Origin of the sequence: Rathayibacter sp. SD072, assembly GCF_017355185.1 — a bacterium.
GTDB lineage: Bacteria > Actinomycetota > Actinomycetes > Actinomycetales > Microbacteriaceae > Rathayibacter.
This window is the reverse complement of record NZ_JADILJ010000003.1, coordinates 66,639-79,682: the sequence shown is the minus strand read 5'-3', so window position 1 is coordinate 79,682 and position 13,044 is coordinate 66,639. Positions and strand designations below refer to the sequence as shown.

Genomic DNA, 13,044 nt, shown 5'->3' with positions numbered 1-13,044 from the left:
TGGAAGGACTTCCCATGAGCTCCGACAACGTCACGACCGTCTCCTCCTGGCAGCGCCCCGACGCCGACCTGGTCGCCGCCTTCGCCCGCTACCCGGTCGCGAACATCGGTGATGCCGCCGAGCGCCTCAACATCGTCGACGGCGGCATCCACCCGATCTGGAACGGAGCTCGAGCCGTCGGCACCGCGCTCCCCGTGATGACCGTCGCCGGCGACAACCGTGCGGTGATCGACGCGCTCGAGTACATCCGCCCGGGTGACCTGCTGATGATCAACGCCTTCGGGTTCCATGGCAGGGCGATCATCGGCGACAACCTCGCGCAGCGCTTCGAGTTCTTCGGCGCTTCCGGAGCCGTCGTGGACGGCTACGTCCGCGACCGGGACATCATCGAGTCGCTCGGCTTCCCCGTCTTCGCCCGCGGTCTCACCCCTGCGGGGCCCTTCAAGAACGGCCCTGGAACCATCGGCGAGCCCGTCGCGATCGGCGGGGTCGTCGTCAACGCGGGAGACATCGTGGTCGCCGACAGCGACGGCGTCATCGTGATCCGCCCCGATCGCGCCCGCGAGATCCTCCGCGCCGTCGAGGAGATCGCGGTGATCGAAGCCGAGAAGGACGCCGAGGTCGCCGCCATGCGCGCTCTGCGCGCTTCGCACACCGACATGGTGCCCGAGGCCGTGAGCGCACGATGACGGATCCTTTCGATCTCACCGGCCGCTGGGCGCTCGTCACCGGCTCCAGCCGCGGCATCGGCTTCGCGATCGCCGACGGACTCGCCTCCGCCGGTGCCGGCATCATCGTGAACGGCGTCGATGCCGGCCGCCTGGCCGACGCCCAGCTCTCGCTGGCCGCGAAGCACGGGAGCGACCGGATCCGTGCGGTCCGCTTCGACATCACGGACGAGGCCGCCGTCGAGGCAGGCATCGCCGAGATCGAGCAGAACGCCGGGCCGCTTGAGATCCTCGTCAACAACGCGGGCATCCAGCACCGGCTGCCGATGCTCGAGCTCGACCTCGCCGACTGGAAGAGGGTCATCGAGGTCGACCTCACCTCGGCCTTCATCGTCGGACGCGCCGCCGCCCGGCGGATGGTAGAGCGGGGCCACGGGAAGATCATCAACGTCTGCTCGGTCCAGACCGATCTCGCCAGGCCCACCATCGCCCCCTACACCGCGGCGAAGGGCGGGCTGCGCAACCTCACCCGCGCCATGACCGCCGAGTGGGCCGGCAGCGGCCTGCAGATCAACGGCATCGCCCCCGGCTACATCCACACCGAAATGACCCAGAACCTCGTCGACGATGAGGCCTTCAACAGCTGGATCCTCGGCCGCACCCCCGCCGGACGCTGGGGCCGGATCGATGACCTCACCGGTCCCACGGTCTGGCTCGCCTCCTCCGCCTCCGACTACGTCAACGGCCAGGTCGTCTTCATCGACGGCGGCATGAGCGTCGTCGTCTGATGCTCGCCTCCTCCTCACGCCCCTCCGACGAAGGAATCGCCCCGTGACCCTCACCGAGACGTCGACCACCACCGCGGTCCTCGCCCACGCCGCCGGCGACCTCCGCGTCGCGCAACTGCCCGCACCGAGACCGGACGCTCACGAGGCACTCGTGGAGATCGTCTACGGCGGCATCTGCGGGTCCGACCTCAGCTACTGGCGCCACGGCGCCGTCGGCGAGTCGATCCTCCGCGAGCCGATGGTGCTCGGACACGAGGTCTCCGGAGTGGTCCTCGCCGCCGCCGCTGACGGCAGCGGGCCCGCGGCGGGCACCGGAGTGGTGGTGCACCCCGCTCGCATCGAGGACGTTCCCGAGCGCTTCCCGGCCGACCGCCCCAACCTCTCCCCCGGCGTCCGGTACCTCGGCTCGGCCGCCCGCTTCCCGCACACGGCCGGCGCGTTCCAGCGCCGGATCGCCGTCCCCGCCGCCATGCTCCGGGTCGTCCCGCCGTCGGTCTCGCTGCAGACCGCGGCGCTGGCCGAGCCCGCGAGCGTCGCCTGGCACGCCGTCGAGCGCGCAGGAGACGTCCGCGGACGCTCGGTGCTCGTCGTCGGATCGGGACCGATCGGCGCCCTCATCGTCGGCGTGCTGCGACGCGCGGGAGCAGCGCACATCACCGTCGTCGACGTGCTCGAGAACCCGCTGGCCATCGCGCAGCTCGTCGGCGCCGATCGCACCCTGCTCGCCGGCGAGAGCGCCGCCATCGCCGCGACCGACGCCGACATCGCGATCGAGTCCTCCGGCAACCCGCGCGGACTCGCGAGCGCCCTCTCCGGCACAACCCGCGGGGGCCGCGTCGTCATGGTCGGCCTGCCGCCCACCGGCGATCAGCCCGTCCCGCTCTCTCTCGCTATCACCCGCGAGATCGATCTGGTCGGATCCTTCCGCTTTCTCGATCCCATCGATGAGGTGCTCGCGGCCTTCGCGGACAGCAGCCTCGGGATCGATCCCGTCATCACCCACGTCTTCCCCGTCGAGCAGAGCGAGGAGGCCTTCCGCATCGCCGGCGACGCGTCCGTCTCCGGCAAAGTCCTCCTCGACTTCGGCGCACCCACCACGACTCCCTTGGAGGTCACGCGATGAAGATCCTCGTTCCCGACACGATCCCCCTCGAGCTGGACACCTCCCGCGACGAGCTCGTCCACTACGACGTCACGGCTCCGATCCCGCCGGCGGCGAGAGACGCCGACGTCCTGGTCGTCTGGCGGAACGCGGACGAGAACCTGCGCGACGCGGCGGCGCTCCCCGGCCTGCGGCTCGTGCAGACGCTCGCGGCCGGTCCCGACCAGATCCTCGCCGCCGGGTTCGGCCCCGAGACCGTGCTGGCCTCCGGACGCTCCCTGCACGACGGCCCGGTCGCCGAGCACGCTCTCGCCCTCGTCCTCGCCGCCGTCCGCCGACTCGACCTGCTCGGCACGGCGCAGCGCGACTCGCGGTGGGACAGCGACTTCCTCGACGCGCAGCGCGCTCCGGAGACCGAGGCGCTCTACACGCTCTCGGGATCCCGCGTCACGATCTGGGGCTTCGGCTCGATCGCCGCCCGACTCGCCCCGATGCTCGCCGCGCTTGGCGCCTCCGTGACCGGGGTCGCCGGATCGGCCGGCATACGGAGCGGATTCCCGGTCGTGGCCGCCGCGGAGCTCCCCGCGCTCCTCGAGCAGACCGACGTGCTGATCTCACTGCTTCCCGCCTCCCCGGAGACCGACAAGGCCCTCGGCGCGGACCTCCTCGAGCGTCTCCCTCGGCATGCCGTCTTCGTGAACGTCGGTCGAGGAGCGACCGTCGACGAGGAAGCACTGGTCGCCGCACTGCGCGCAGGTCGCCTCCGCGTGGCGGCCCTCGACGTGACCCGCGCCGAACCGCTCCCCGTCGACTCCGAGCTGTGGTCCGCTCCGAACCTGCTGCTCACCCCTCACGCAGCGGGCAACCGACCCCAGAACGCGACGGCCCTCGTCCAGGAAAGCATCGACGCCGCCCGCGAGGGTCGGACCGTCCGCAACGCTCTGGAGCGGACCCGTGTCTGAGCCATCCCGTCCACCGGTGGTCGTCATGGGCGTGTCCGGATGCGGCAAGAGCACCGTCGCCGCCCGACTCGCGGCCAGCACCGGCCGCTCTTACTTCGACGCGGATGACCTGCACCCCGCCATAAACGTGGCCCGGATGAGCGCAGGCATCCCGCTCACCGACGACGACCGCTGGCCCTGGCTAGACCTCGTCGGGCGCCGAGCAGCCGAGAGCGACGGCGGCGTCGTCGCCTGCTCCGCGCTAAAAAAAATCTACCGTGACCGGCTGCGCCTCGCCGCACCCGACACCGTCTTCATCCACCTCGCGGGCGCACCGGCACTCCTCCGACGCCGCATGACGACGCGCGACGGCCACTTCATGCCGCAATCGCTCCTCGCCAGTCAACTGGACGTTCTCGAACCGCTGGAGGAGGACGAACTCGGTGCCACCGTCGACATTACGGATCCCGTTGACGCCATCGTCGCCCGCGCTCGAGTCATTGTCCTGCGGTTCGGCTAGGAGGTCTCTTAGCTTTTCCAGGGGTGGATCTGATCCGTGCCGAGCTCACATGAAGGGGGTCCTGCGGTGCAAAGACCGCAGGACCCCCACCTTTCGTACTCAGTAGGACGAGTAGGCCGTCACTTCGTCAATGCTCCACCAGTTGGTGGCAGCTCCGGTCTGGGTGATGCGGATGAACCTGGCCGTCGTCGGCGGAATCGAGATGGGGCGTTTGTAGCCGTAGCCCACGCCACTCGCCGCCGTTCTCCAATTCGTCCCGTCGGTCGACACCTCGATGGTGAAGTTTCGCGGGTAGTCCTCGGGTGACGCTGAGGCGGTTTCGAGGGTCACCATGGCGAGCCTCTTGGAGGACCCCATGTCTATGCGGTACCACTCCCCTCCGCTCTGCGAGCGGCCGCTGTACCAGGCCGAGCCGTTCAGGCCGTCGATGCCGGCCGAGGGCGGCGTCCCGTTCGCTGATGTCGACGCTGTCGCCGTCCAGCCGCTGTGGCTGATGGTGATCGGCGAGAAGGTCGACAAGCCGCCGGCGTATTTCTTCACCGTTTGGACGAAGCCGGTGTTCTTCGTGAAGCGGTCGGTCGTGAACTGCTTGAGCTTCGCGATGAACGTTGCGGGATTGTCGCTGTTGATGACTGGGACCGGAGCCTGGTTGTCGTAGTACATCCCCCAGTAGCCGAAGGCGTCTTTCGCGGCTCCCCGGACCTTATAGGTCCAGTTCGACCAGGAAATGTTCGACGCGTTCATGCCGGCCATCCATTTCGCCCAGAGGTCATCGTTGTAGTAGAGGGAGTATTCTCCGTTGAGCAGCGGGACTCCTGGATCGGCGAGGCGTGAGGGTGCGGCTGCAAGCTCGTTTTCGACCAGGCGGTTCTGCGCATTCCAGTCCCTCGGGCTGGACATGTCGTAGGGGTGGAGCTGGTACATGACGTTCGTCCAGCCGTAGGTTCCCGGGTCGGCGATGGAGTCCATGCCGAGGAAGGCTGCGAGCACGATCAGGTGGTCGGGGTCGACGGCGCGGACGGCGTCGTAGAGGCGGTCGAAGTAGTCGTTCTTCTTCTTGAGGTCGTCGGCGTCTTCGTAGCCGTCGATCAGGGGCTCGTTGATGAGGTCGTAGCCAGCGACGGCAGGGTTGCCGCGGTAGCGGTTCGCGATGGCGGTCCAGATGTCCTCGACCCAGTCCTGGTAGGTAGCGTTGCCCCAGAAGCCGTTGGGCGCGGGACCGATGCGGCCGCAGCTTCCCCATGGGCAACCGCCGCCGGGAACGGTGTGCAGATCGAGGAGGACGTACATTCCCCTCTCGGAGGCTTCCTGGGTGATCCAGTCCACCTTCTTCCAAGGGTCGGCCTTCCAGGTGCCGTCGAGGTTGAGGAAGGTGTTCCAGCCCATGGGGACGCGGATGAAGTTCAGCCCGGTCGCGGCGATCGCGTCGAGGTCGCTCTCGGTAATCCAGGCGTCCTGGTGGGCGTCGATCACCTTTTGTGCGCCGGCGGTGCCGAAGCGGGAGGTGAGGGTGTTGTTGAGGGAGTAGTCATCGCTGTACAGGCCTGCAGTCAGCTCGCCGATCGACCACCACTGCAGAGCCGAACCGGTCTGAGTGAGGCGGAGGTATCGGGTGGCCTGGGCAGGGAAGCCGATGGTCGTGACCTTCACGTCGCCGGCTCCGGTTGCGACGCTCTTCCAGTTCGAACCGTCTCGTGAAAGGTCCAGTCGGTACCCACGCGCCCAGTCACCCTCGTCGGTGGTGTTCTTCGCCGTATCGATCGAGAGGTTGTTCAGGGTCTGCAGCGACCCGAGGTCGATCTGAATTGACTGACCAGGCTTCTGGGCGACCCCTGTGCTCCATCTCGTGGCCGGATTTCCGTCGACCGTGTTCTTGATGTCATTGCCGGCGGAGGCTGTCACCGACCATCCGTTGCGGTCGAGGTTGCTGCCGGCCGCGATCGACAGATCAGCGATGGTCCACCACTGGGCGGCGGTCCCGTTCGAGGTGATCTTGAGATAGCGGCCGTACTTCCACGCCTTGAAGTCGGCCTCCACGATGCGGTTGGTGCCGTATCCGCTGGCGATCGGGGTGAAGTTCACGTTGTCGTCGGAGGTGGCCATCTCCCATTGGCGTGGGTAGTCATTCGCGGCTGCGGCGCCCGAGTCGAGGAAGACCCGGTCCATTTCTACCGTGCGGCCGAAATCGACGGTGAAGCTCTGCCCCGGTGATTGAGGCGTTCCGCTCTGCCATGTTGTGGACAGATCTCCATCGACGCCTCGTGGCGCAGAGGAACTTGCAGAGCTGGCCGTCGCCGTGAACGGGCGGTTCGCGAGAACCGCATCGAAGAAGAGGTTCAGCTCACCGACGGACCACACCGCTCCATCGGAGGCAGTCTGCGTCAGTCGGAGATACCTCGCGTCCTGTTGAACGAATTTGACGGTGGTGCGCCCGCTCGTACCGGGCTGCTCGGCGACATTGCGCCAAGTGGTCGCGTCCGAGGACGTCTCGACCCTGAGTGCGTGGGGGTACTGGCTTGCTGAGCTTGAGTCGAGGGTCAGCCGGTTGAAGCGGGTGGGGGCACCCAGATCGAGAAGAAGCCAATCCGGATTGCGCTTGCCAGAGGCCGTGGTCCATTCGGAGGACCCCGAGCCATCGATCGCCTCGAAACCGCTGCCCGTGGAGGCACTCACCGACCAACCGGTGCGATCAGTCGCGAACTCCCCGAGGGGGGACATCCAGTCCTCCTGGGTGAGCCATCCGCCGACGTTGGTGCCCCGAAGGTTGACAGTGCCTCCAGACCCGGAGCCGGTCTTCAGCACGTTCCCACTGGCTTTGATGAAGTCCGCCGAAGTGAGCGAGGCGGCGGCCGCCGGTGACACTGCCGCCACCGAGCCCGCAACCAACGCAAGTGCAGCGAGCGTGGCAGGGAGTAGATACTTCCTCATGATCCTCCTCGATCGAATGAGCACGTCGGAGGTTCTGTCTCGACATCGGTCGACCGGCACCCCCGGCCGAACAGGCCCCACTCTTCTCGCCACCGATGTAAACGTCAACCAGTTCACACTTTAAATGTGAATCAGTTGACGAGGCGATGCTCAGGTCCGTACGGTATGGCCTGCTACCCCCATTCGAGCGCCGAAAACCCCGACGGCCTGCTCGCCCTCTCCCCTGTCGCCAACCCGCGACATCCCTCGCTGCGCCCTCTCCACTGAGGCGTCAGCGATCAGCATCACTCTTCACTGCGCCCGCTTCCCAGCGGCGTCACTGATTTCGGTGGTCATTACAAGGAGGTAATACCCATGTTCCGTGCTCCCCAAAAGTCGGCGTTCGTCGCCGACTCCCCACCGGCCTCGAGGCGGTCTCGCTCGCCTCGAGCAACCGCACGTCGTTCCGCATTCACCCGTAGTGCCGCCGTTCTGGCGACCGCGGTGGTGCTGCTCTCTGGTCAGTCGCTCTTCGCGGCTCCGGCACAGGGAGCGACGCCCGTCACGGTCGACCCGAACTGTCCGTGGACGGATCCGACTCGTTCTCCCGAGGATCGCGCCAACCTGCTGTTGGACGCGTCGACGATCCAGCAGCAGTACCGGTGGCTCAACGAGGCTTCGGCCAACGACGTGGGTTTCACGGAGTTCAATACCGCCGGCGGTCTCGGTCAGCCGCCAGGACCCCCGGTCACCTACCCCGAGCACCCTGACTGCGTGCAGTTCAACGCCGACATCGATGGGCCCTGGGGTATCGCCTACGGCACTGGAACGACGGCGTTCCCCGTCCCCGTCTCGCAGGCCGCGAGCTGGGATCTCGGTCTCACTGCCGACAAGGGCGCCGTGATGGCCGACGAGGCCTGGAAGCAGCAGTACAACACTGTCTTCGCGCCCGGCATCGACATCGTGCGCACCCCCTGGGGAGGCCGCAACGCCGAGTACCTGGGCGAGGACCCTCTGCTCGCCGGCTCCCTCGCCGCCGAATGGGTCACCTCGCTTCGCGAGAGCAACCCTGGCCAGCCCGTCGCCTCCGTGCTCAAGCACTTTGTCGGCAACCAGCAGGAGCTCGACCGGGCAACCAGCTCGTCGAACATCGATGAGCGCACCCTGCACCAGCTCTACCTGCAGCCCTACGAGATCGCTTTCGATGCCGATCCTGCGGGTGTCATGTGCTCCTTCAACCAGCTCAACGGCGTCTACGCCTGCGAGGACCCGGAGCTGCTGACCACGACGCTGCGCGACCAGCTCGACTTCAAGGGCTTCGCCGTCACCGACAACGGCGCTCAGAAGTCAACCGTCGCCTCCCTCGACGCGGGCCTGGATCAGGAGCTCAGCCTGCCGAAGTACTTCGCACCCCCCGCTCTCGACGCCGCCCTCGCCTCGGGTGAGATCACGGCGGAGCAGATCCGCACTGCGGCCTTCCGTGTGGTGCGCGCGAAGTTCGCCAGCGGAATCCAGGACTACCAGCTTCCCGACTCCGGTCGATACAGCGACGTCCGGACTGCCCGATCCAGCGAGGTTGCTCTCGAGATGGCGGAGAAGGGTTCCGTTCTCCTCAAGAACGACGATGAGCTCCTCCCGCTGAGCAATGAGCCGCAGACCATCGCCGTCATCGGCCCGACAGCCTCGAACGAGATCACTGCGGATCCGGCCTACGCGCAGGGAGGGGTGAGTGCCCGCACGACGTGCACGTCGCCTCTCTACGGGAACACGTTTGCGTCCACCGTCATCGACTGCCACCAGGTCGCTCCGCTCGACGCCATCAAGGCCCGCGCGGCGCAGAACGGCAGCACCGTCGTCTACAACAACGGCAGCGACCTCGCGGCCGCGGCGGCCGTAGCAGCGGACGCCGACGTCGTCATCGTCTTCGGCTTCAACGTCGCGGGCGAGTTCTTCGACCTCGACTCGCTGAACCTGTTCAAGGACGGCGACGCGCTCATCGAAGCGGTCTCCGCTGCGAACCCGAACACCGCCGTCGTGCTGCAGACCGCCGGACCGGTCCTCATGCCGTGGCTGGACAGCGTGCCGTCGGTCCTGGAGACCTGGTGGTCAGGAGACCGTGGCGGCGACGCCATCGCCGGTCTGCTCTTCGGCGACGTGAACCCCTCCGGCAAGCTGCCCGTGACCTTCCCGAAGGCGCTCACGGATCTGCCCACCGGCACCGGTGACAACGCGCAGTACCCGGGAGTCTTCGCGGACGGCTCGACCACCCGCGCAGAAGGCTCGGACGAGATCCGTCAGGTCGACTACACCGAGGGTCTCGAAGTCGGCTACAAGTGGTACGACGAGCAGGGCATCGACCCGCTGTTCGAGTTCGGTCACGGCCTCTCCTACACGGACTTCGCCTATTCGAACCTGAGCGCGAAGGCGGAGGTCGACAAGACCGCCGGCACCGCTCGCGCCACCGTCAGCTTCACCGTGAAGAACACGGGCGACGTCGCCGGCGCGGAGATCCCGCAGGTCTACCTCACCTTCCCCGAGGCAGCCGCCGAGCCCGGCAAGCGCCTGATCGGATTCGACCGTCTCGAGCTCGCCCCCGGTGAGCAACGCACGGTGGAAGTGGTCGTGGACTCCGAAGCGAGCAACCACCCGCTCTCGATCTGGGACGTGGACACCGACTCGTGGAAGACCGTCGACGGGGAGTACACCCTCTCCGTCGGATCGTCCTCCCGTGACCTGCCGCTGCAGAAGTCGATGAGCTTCACGGTCACGCCGCAGACCGCTCCGGTCGCCACCACGGCGCCCTCGATCTCCGGCGACCCCCAGGTCGGGAAGACCCTCACCGCGAACCCCGGCGAGTGGAACCAGAGCGGTCTGAGCTACTCCTACCAGTGGCTGCGAGACGGCAAGGCGATCCCCGAAGCGACCAAGTCCACCTACCGTGTGCTCCTGGCCGATCAGGGCAAGTCCCTCACCGTCACCGTGACGGCGACCCCCGCTTCAGGACCCGCCGGCACAGCAACGAGCGCGGCAGTGTTCGTCAAGTCGGCCGCCCTGATCATCGGCGTGCCGAACAAGCTCACAGGCACGACCTCGACGTCGTTCACGCTCGCCGTCAGGGTCCAGCCGCTCGCGAAGAACGTCACCGCGGAAGGAACCGTCACCGTCAAGGTCGACGGCAAGACCTTCACCGGGACGCTCTCCAATGGAAAGGTCTCCATCCCGATCGGAAAGTTCAGCCCAGGCACGAAGAAGATCACCCTCTCCTACGGAGGAAGTGACACCGTCGCATCAGCGAAGGGCGTCTCGGTCATCGTCGTTCGACGCTAACCGGACGACGTAAGACCCGAAGGGGGTGGCGAGCCAGTGCTCACCACCCCCTTCACCCATCCCCCCGCCAATCCGCCGAAACGGCCGGGGCAGAACTCCAACCCCTTCGACCCTGCTCGAGAGCGCGCGGCAGCGCTGGAAGCCGATCAGGAAGAGGCGACGCGCGAGGATGTCCGAATCCGCAGTTCCGGTTCGAGCTGGAAGTGGCGCGCTTCACTGCGGCCGCCCTGAATCCGCTCGAGCAGCATCGTCATCGCCGCCCGACCTGCCTCGACGCCGAACTGATCCACCGTCGTCAGGGAGAAGAAGGGATGACTGGCGAGGTCGATATCGTCGTAGCCGACGACGGAGATCGCTCGACGAGCTCCCGAAGCCTCCGCCACAGCGCGCAGCGCCCCGACCGCCAGAGTGTCGTTCCCAGCGACGATCGCGGTCGGAGGATCGGGCTTCTCGATGAGGGTCTTCGCCGCTCGGTAGGCGTCCATCTCGAAGGCGTCGCAGTAGACGACCTCAGGCGACAGGCCATCCTCGTGCATCCGATCCAGATAGGTCGTCAAGCGGATCGCGTGCGGCGCTCGAGCGCCCTCCTGATCGATCGCCGGCCGAACGGTCAAATGGGCGATTCTGGTGTGGGTGAGGGCGCGGAGGTGGTCCATCACCAGGCCGACTCCAGCAGCGTCGTTGTTCGTCACGGTGTCGTACGCGGCAGAGGCGTCGTGGCGTCCGATCAGAACGAGGGGAATGGTGCGGGCGAGGTTCTCCAGCCACTCGGGCGTCACCTCCGGCGAGATCGCGAGGATCCCGTCCACCTGTCGGTCCGCCAGGGCGTCGAGCACCGGTGCACCCCTGAGCTCGCCGATCCCCGGCGCCATGATCAGCTGGTACTGCGAGCCGGCGAGCGTATCGCCGACGCCCTGCATTACCTGGTTGAAGAAGTCGTTGCCCAGCTGCGGAAGCTCGAAGCCGATCGTGAAGCTCGGACCGCGCATCGATCGAGCCGCGATCCGGGGACGGTATCCCAGACGGGCGATCGCCTCCTCGACCCGCTCACGCATCGCAGGGGACACTCCGTAGGCGTTGCGAATCACCTTCGACACCGCACCCTTGGAGACGCCTGCTTCCGCCGCAACGTCATCCATCGAGGGTCGGCGGAAGGAGCTTGCGCGCTCCTGCTGGTCGAGAGTCATCACCCACTCCTTCTCCGCCGACGTCGATGCCGGCGGACCAAGAGTACCGAGGACGTGAACTGGTTAACAGGGTCCCCGCCGCCCGATCACAGTTTTCGTAAACCAGTTGACACACCGTCTGGGCGGCAGCTACTTTGAGTTCCGCCGCTGAGGTTCGCCCTGAACGTCAACCGGTTTACACAGCACACTTCAGTGTCTTTACGAGGAGGTAAAGAATGCCCAGCAAGCGCACCACGAGCATCCGAATCAGCGCCGCCGTCGCTCTCGGCGTCGCATCTGCTCTCGCCCTGACCGGCTGCTCCGGTTCCAGCGAAACGTCCGGCGGTTCGACCGAGATCACCTGGCTGATCGAGGGCGGCGACCAGCCCCAGTCGATGGCCGACGCGACCATCGCTGCGTTCCAGAAGGAGAACCCGGACATCACCGTGAAGGTCGACACGCGACCTGGCGGTACCGAGGGCGACAACCTGATCAAGACCCGCCTCTCCACCGGCGACATCCCCGACCTGTTCAGCTACAACACCGGCTCGCTGTTGCAGGCCCTGAACCCCGACCAGACCCTCACCGACCTGTCGGACGAGGCCTGGGTGGGCGACCTGACCGACGGCTTCAAGACCGTCGCCTCCGGCGAGAACGGCCTCTACGGGGCGCCGATCGGTACCGGCAACGCGGGCGGCATCGCCTACAGCAAGAAGATCTACGAGGAGCTGGGCCTTTCGGTCCCGACCTCGTGGGACGAGTTCGTCAGCAACAGCGAGGCCATCAAGGCCGCCGGCACTGCCGCCCCTGTCATCCAGAGCTACGGCGACACCTGGACCAGCCAGCTGATGATCCTCGCGGACTTCGCCAACGTGACCGCCGTGGACTCCGACTGGGCCCAGAAGTACACCGACAACGAGGCGAAGTACGCCGACGAGCCCGCCTTCGCCAGCTGGCAGCACCTGCAGGACGTCGCCGACGCCGGTCTCTTCAACGAGGACTTCGCCTCCGCCACGTTCGATGACGCCGCCGCGATGCTCTCCGACGGATCGGGTGCCCAGTACCCGACCCTGTCCTTCATCGTCGCGAACCTGACGGCGCTCAACCCGGACACCGTGAACGACATCGGCTTCTTCGCGATCCCCGCCGACAACGCCGCCGACACCACCCTGACCCTCTTCGAGCCGGCCGCCGTCTACGTCCCCAAGGGCGTCGAGGGTGCAGAGCTCGAGGCGACCAAGAAGTTCGTCGCGTTCATCAACTCCCCCGAGGGCTGCACCCTCCAGGGCGAGAACCTCGGCATCAACGGGCCGTTCTCGACCAGCGCCTGCGCGCTGCCGGAAGACGTTCCCACGATCGTCTCCGACATCCAGACCTACGTCGACGCCGAGAACACCGGAACCGCGCTCGAGTTCCTCTCGCCCATCAAGGGACCCAACCTCGAGAACATCGCGGTCGAGGTCGGCTCCGGCATCAGCGACGCCGCCAAGGGCGCCGCGACGTACGACGACGACGTGAAGAAGCAGGCCGAGCAGCTCGGCCTCGAAGGCTGGTGACCCGGCCGGTGAGCTGAGCGGACGACCCGCTCGGCTCATCACCTCCCCTCCCCTCGAACCCCGGAGGCG

9 protein-coding genes are annotated in these 13,044 nt (G+C 67.0%); 7 read left to right on the top strand and 2 right to left on the bottom strand.

Features of this window, described 5'->3' with window-relative positions; translation table 11 throughout:
- Positions 1-14: 14 nt before the first annotated feature.
- The 5 genes from IOC53_RS02135 to IOC53_RS02115 are packed head-to-tail and all read left to right on the top strand — an operon-like array spanning position 15 to position 4,019.
- A complete protein-coding gene (locus tag IOC53_RS02135; RefSeq protein ID WP_207402739.1) occupies positions 15-689 on the top strand; it encodes an RraA family protein in 675 nt (224 codons plus the stop codon).
- Positions 686-1,456, top strand: a complete 771-nt coding sequence (locus IOC53_RS02130) for an SDR family oxidoreductase (protein ID WP_207402738.1) — start codon at positions 686-688, stop codon at positions 1,454-1,456. The genes IOC53_RS02135 and IOC53_RS02130 overlap by 4 nt, the downstream gene beginning before the upstream one ends.
- Positions 1,457-1,499: 43 nt before the next feature.
- Positions 1,500-2,579, top strand: a complete 1,080-nt coding sequence (locus IOC53_RS02125; RefSeq protein ID WP_207402737.1) for an L-idonate 5-dehydrogenase — start codon at positions 1,500-1,502, stop codon at positions 2,577-2,579.
- The gene (locus IOC53_RS02120) at positions 2,576-3,520 is read left to right on the top strand and encodes an NAD(P)-dependent oxidoreductase (protein WP_207402736.1); all 945 of its coding nucleotides are present in this window, start codon (positions 2,576-2,578) and stop codon (positions 3,518-3,520) included. The genes IOC53_RS02125 and IOC53_RS02120 overlap by 4 nt, the downstream gene beginning before the upstream one ends.
- Positions 3,513-4,019, top strand: coding sequence for a gluconokinase (locus IOC53_RS02115; RefSeq protein ID WP_307786037.1), 507 nt, complete (start codon positions 3,513-3,515; stop codon positions 4,017-4,019). Before IOC53_RS02120 ends, IOC53_RS02115 begins: the two co-directional genes overlap by 8 nt.
- A 99-nt stretch (positions 4,020-4,118) precedes the next feature.
- Here the strand turns inward: IOC53_RS02115 and IOC53_RS02110 are convergent, their stop codons facing one another.
- The gene (locus IOC53_RS02110) at positions 4,119-6,947 is read right to left on the bottom strand and encodes a discoidin domain-containing protein (RefSeq protein ID WP_207402735.1); all 2,829 of its coding nucleotides are present in this window, start codon (positions 6,945-6,947) and stop codon (positions 4,119-4,121) included.
- Positions 6,948-7,556: 609 nt separating this feature from the next.
- Here IOC53_RS02110 and IOC53_RS02105 point away from each other — a divergent pair.
- Positions 7,557-10,253 carry a glycoside hydrolase family 3 C-terminal domain-containing protein gene (locus IOC53_RS02105; RefSeq protein ID WP_207402734.1) on the top strand — a complete coding sequence of 899 codons (2,697 nt, stop codon included), beginning with the start codon at positions 7,557-7,559 and terminating at the stop codon, positions 10,251-10,253.
- 146 nt (positions 10,254-10,399) lie between these two features.
- Here the strand turns inward: IOC53_RS02105 and IOC53_RS02100 are convergent, their stop codons facing one another.
- Positions 10,400-11,440: a LacI family DNA-binding transcriptional regulator gene (locus tag IOC53_RS02100; protein ID WP_207402733.1), complete on the bottom strand. Its 1,041-nt coding sequence runs from the start codon at positions 11,438-11,440 to the stop codon at positions 10,400-10,402.
- Between the two features lie 215 nt (positions 11,441-11,655).
- On the opposite strand from IOC53_RS02100, the gene IOC53_RS02095 reads away from it, so the two are divergent.
- Entirely contained in the window at positions 11,656-12,975 is a 1,320-nt protein-coding gene (locus tag IOC53_RS02095) for an ABC transporter substrate-binding protein (RefSeq protein WP_207402732.1), read from the top strand.
- The last annotated feature ends 69 nt before the right edge of the window (positions 12,976-13,044 follow it).

Coding starts and splice junctions, on each gene's coding strand:
- IOC53_RS02135 (WP_207402739.1), top strand. CDS start 15: ATGAGCTCCGACAACGTCACGACCGTCTCCTCCTGGCAGCGCCCCGAC.
- IOC53_RS02130 (WP_207402738.1), top strand. CDS start 686: ATGACGGATCCTTTCGATCTCACCGGCCGCTGGGCGCTCGTCACCGGC.
- IOC53_RS02120 (WP_207402736.1), top strand. CDS start 2,576: ATGAAGATCCTCGTTCCCGACACGATCCCCCTCGAGCTGGACACCTCC.
- IOC53_RS02110 (WP_207402735.1), bottom strand. CDS start 6,947: ATGAGGAAGTATCTACTCCCTGCCACGCTCGCTGCACTTGCGTTGGTT.
- IOC53_RS02100 (WP_207402733.1), bottom strand. CDS start 11,440: ATGACTCTCGACCAGCAGGAGCGCGCAAGCTCCTTCCGCCGACCCTCG.
- IOC53_RS02095 (WP_207402732.1), top strand. CDS start 11,656: ATGCCCAGCAAGCGCACCACGAGCATCCGAATCAGCGCCGCCGTCGCT.